A 3,863-nucleotide genomic window follows, 5' to 3' on the forward strand; every position below is an offset into this window, starting at 1 on the left:
GATCGAGACGGTGCGGCTGACCGAGCACTGCGGCTTCGTCGAGGCGATCGAGTCCGGCGTGGCGGCGCTGGCCGAGCCGAACGACTTCCATTCGATGCTGGACATCGTCAGCGCCCGGCTGGAGAACATCACGCCGCTGCCCGTCCACGCAGGGGAGCTGAAGCCATGAACCGCAACGATCCGATGCTGCTGTGGTCCGAGGTCGCGGCACGCCTCCCGGACGAGGCAATGCCCCCGGTGACGACCGGCCCCCGCGTGGCCATCGGCCCGCGCCGGCGCCGCGGCTTCGACCCCGCCGACGTGGACGGCCGCGCCCAGGTCGAACTGCTGCGCGACGACGGCGGCCTGCTGCGCTGGCTCTACACCCCGCCCCACGCGGCCCGCACCGGCGCGCGGCGCAGCTATCGCTCGGTGCACCTGCGGCCGGACCAGTCGGTGGCGGCCTTCCGCTTCGAGGACTTCGGTCGCAACGACGTGACGACGAAGCTGGTCGAGCTGGACCAATGGCTCAGCGGCGACAAGGGCATGCTGAGGTGGCGCAACAAGCGCTTCGCGCCGGACCCGCAGCCGCTCGTCAAGGGCCGCACGCTGCTGCTGATCCACGGCACCTTCAGCAGCTCGCAGATGTGGGAGAAGGAACTGCCCGCCACCGAGCAGGGGCACGAGCTGCTGGAGCGCTGGGCCTCCGTGGGCTACGAGGCGGTGCTGGCCTTCAACCACCACACGCTGTCGGTGGGCGCCTGGTCCAACGCGATCGACCTGCACCGGGCGCTGCGCGAGGTGGACGGCCCGATCGACGTGATCTGCCACAGCCGCGGCGGCCTGGTGCTGTCCTGGCTGCTGCGCCTGGCGCCGGCCAGGGTGGAGCGGGTCGTCTTCGTCGGCTCGCCGCTGGTGGGCACCAGCCTGGCCGCGCCGGACAAGCTGCGCGGCGCACTGGACCTGCTGGCCAACTATGCCGACGCCGCCGCGGCGCTGGGCGAGGCGGCCGGTTCCTTCATGCCGATCGCGCTGGGCGCGGCCGGCCTAGCCAAGGTGCTGGGCAAGACGCTGCGGCTGGGCAGCGGGCTGCCGATCGTCGACGCTGCCGTCGCCCTGGTGCCAGGTCTTGCCACCCAGCAGGCGGTGTCCAACAACCTGGAGCTGCGCCAGCTCTTCGCCGAGGACTGGCTGGTACGCCCGCAGATGTCCGGCATCGGCGTCGCCTTCGTGCCCAAGGAGAGCACCGAACCGTTGTGGAAGGTCTGGAAGCGCTTCTCCAACATCGGCGCGCAGATCAAGCACGGCGCGGCGGACCTGGTGTTCCCGGGGGCGAACGACCTGGTGGTGGACGTGGAGCACATGGCGCAACTGGGCGAGCGCGGCGTCATCGACTTCTGCCGCCTGCCGGACAGCCCGGTGACGCATCACACGAACTATTTCCGGGATGCGGCGGTGCTGGCGGAGCTGGAGAGGCGGCTGGGCTAGCTAAGGCCAGAACGCCCGCAGATAGTTCACCGGCGCATGGTCCGCCAGGTCGCGGATCAGCACTGTGCCCAGGCGGAAGGCGTAGCGGCCGAGATAGTCCCGCCGCGCCGCCTGGCGGTCCGCGTCGATCAGCGCCGGCGCAGCCTCGGGATGCTGCCCGCCGTCCCGGTCCAGGTAGACGAAGAGCCCGGGCAGGTGCTCGAAGCCCAGCAGCGCGGGCGGGATCTCGGTCACCACGTCGCAGCAGTCCACCACCCGCGTGTTCTCCAGCCCGGAGGCCGCCACATGGGCGACGAACTCGGCATTGCCTACGCGCGGCGAACCGATGGTGACCAGCCGCTGCGCGCGGGCCGGCACCGCCAGCAGCGTGGCGATGGCCGCGCCCAGGCTGTGGCCGCAGGCGATCAGCCGCTGGGGCCGGGTCTTGCCCAGCCAGTCCTGCACCTCGGGCCACAGGCCCAGCGCCGTGTTGCGAAAACCCGCGTGGACCTTGCCGCGGCCGCCCTCCAGTGTCCAGGCGGCGGTGTTGGTGCGGGCGTCGGTGACCAGGTCGCCGATGCGGTCGGGCTGGGTGCCGCGGAAGGCCAGCAGGCCCCGGCCGGCGGCGTCGACCGCGGCGAAGCCCTCGCCGTCGCTGCCGGGGTGCTTGAACAGCGTCGGCGCGCCGAAGCCCGCCAGCGCCAGCGCCTTCGTCAGGCGCTCGGCCTCGGCGCCATCCTCGTCGAAGCGGTAGTAGGCCAGCCGGGCGCATTCGAGCGCCAGTTGCACCTCGCTGAGGCCGGGGCCGAGCAGGGTCTCGCGCAGTTCGGGCTGGTACAGCGCCTTGCGGCTGGGGTCGTAGTCGAGGCTGGGCATGATGGCGACGGTTTAGCCCAGTCTGGCACACCGTACATCCTTCAAGTTATGGAACGCCCGCGTGACTTGCCGGTGTACAACCGGCACGCAGGAGGATCGCCGCATGAGACTGGCAGCCTATTCGCTGGCCGCACCGGCCGGTGAATTACGCGTGTGGGTCGCCATCGTCGACGCCGGTGCCGCGCCACCCGCGCCGGTGCTGGCGGTCGAGGGTGGCGCGGGCCAGGTGAGCCTGCTTGCCCCGCTGACGCCGATCCGCGACCAGGATTTCTTCGCCAGGCCTTCGGCCCCGCGCAGCCACCGCTGCGTGTTCCGCATCACCGGCCTGGGCGATGCCGCCGTGTACCGGCTGCAGCTGCGCGCCGGCGGCCAGGCGCTGGCCCTGAAGGCGCAGACGCTGCCGCGCGCCCTGCCCGCCAGCCTCGACGGCGGCTTCAACATCCTGCTGTGCTCCTGCTACTCCCAGCCGGAGGACGATGCCGGCCTGGTCGGCACCACGGCCGCGCAGATCATGATGCCCACCCAGCTGACGCTGATGATGGGCGACCAGATCTACGGCGACCTGCCGATCTTCGAGGACCTGCCCGGCGACGACGCCGGCGTGGCCGACAAGCTGGGCCGCAAGTACCGGCGCAACTTCGTCGACTCGGCGCTGGGCACCGGCGGCCTGGGCGCGGTGCTCGCGCGCTCGCCGGCCATCTGCGTGGCCGACGACCACGAGTACTGGAACAACTTCCCCTACCGCCAGACCCAGCTGCCCAAGACCTGGACGCCCGCCGGCCAGGCCCAGTGGAAGAAGATCGCCCTGGGCCTGTACGAGGACTACCAGCTGGACAACCGCGCCGGCGGCACCAAGCGCATCGACATCGACCCGCTGAGCCTCCTCGTGGCCGACATGCGCAGCCTGCGCGACGGCGCTTTCGGCGTGCTGCTGCAGCCGCCGGCGCTGGCCGAGCTGGCCGCCTGGCGCGACGCGCTGCTGGCCCGCCGCCAGGCCGGCCAGCCGGCCTTCGGCATGCTGGTCTCCGGCCAGGCCATGATGGTGGAGCCGGCCAGCGACAGCGAACGCTTCACGGCCGACGCCGAGCTGCCCAACTACGCGCAGTACTGCGACACCATCCTGCCCGTGCTGGAAAGCCTGGCGGCCCAGGGCGTCCCGGTGCTCTACGTGACCGGCGACGTGCACTGGAGCCGCGTGGCCCGTGCGCTGGATGTGCGCAGCGGCAAGCCGATGCTGTTCGAGGTGATCGTCTCGCCCTCCTGCCTGATCCGCGTGCCGGGCCTGGACGCGGCCAAGGAAGCGGCCAACGGCATCAAGGGCCTGTTCGGCACCGCCAAGCCCTGGCCGCGCCACGGCAGCGCGCCGGCCCTGCCCCGGCGGCTGCGCGAACAGGGCAGCTTCGTGCCGGATGCGAGCGCGCCGGCCTTCGCGCTGCAGGGCGACCGCATCGCCGTGCTCTCGCTGGCCCGCGCCGGCGCGGGCATCGACTTCCAGGTCACCTACTACGGCGTGTCCAGCGACAAGGCGCTGGCGAAGTCCG

General features: G+C 71.9%; 3 protein-coding genes. 2 read left to right on the top strand and 1 reads right to left on the bottom strand.

Annotated features, from left to right (window positions below; genetic code table 11):
* Positions 1–165 precede the first annotated feature (165 nt).
* Entirely contained in the window at positions 166–1,467 is a 1,302-nt protein-coding gene (locus tag B0W88_RS30390) for a triacylglycerol lipase (RefSeq protein ID WP_077038239.1), read from the top strand.
* Here the strand turns inward: B0W88_RS30390 and B0W88_RS30395 are convergent, their stop codons facing one another.
* On the bottom strand, positions 1,468–2,322 hold the full coding sequence (locus B0W88_RS30395) for a lipase family protein (RefSeq protein ID WP_083749173.1): 855 nt from the start codon (positions 2,320–2,322) through the stop codon (positions 1,468–1,470).
* A gap of 103 nt (positions 2,323–2,425) precedes the next feature.
* Here B0W88_RS30395 and B0W88_RS30400 point away from each other — a divergent pair.
* Positions 2,426–3,863: hypothetical protein (locus B0W88_RS30400; protein WP_077038241.1), on the top strand; the 1,438-nt coding region annotated here is incomplete at its 3' end.

Origin of the sequence: Pelomonas sp. KK5, from assembly GCF_001984095.1 — a bacterium.
Taxonomy (GTDB): Bacteria; Pseudomonadota; Gammaproteobacteria; order Burkholderiales; family Burkholderiaceae_C; genus KK5.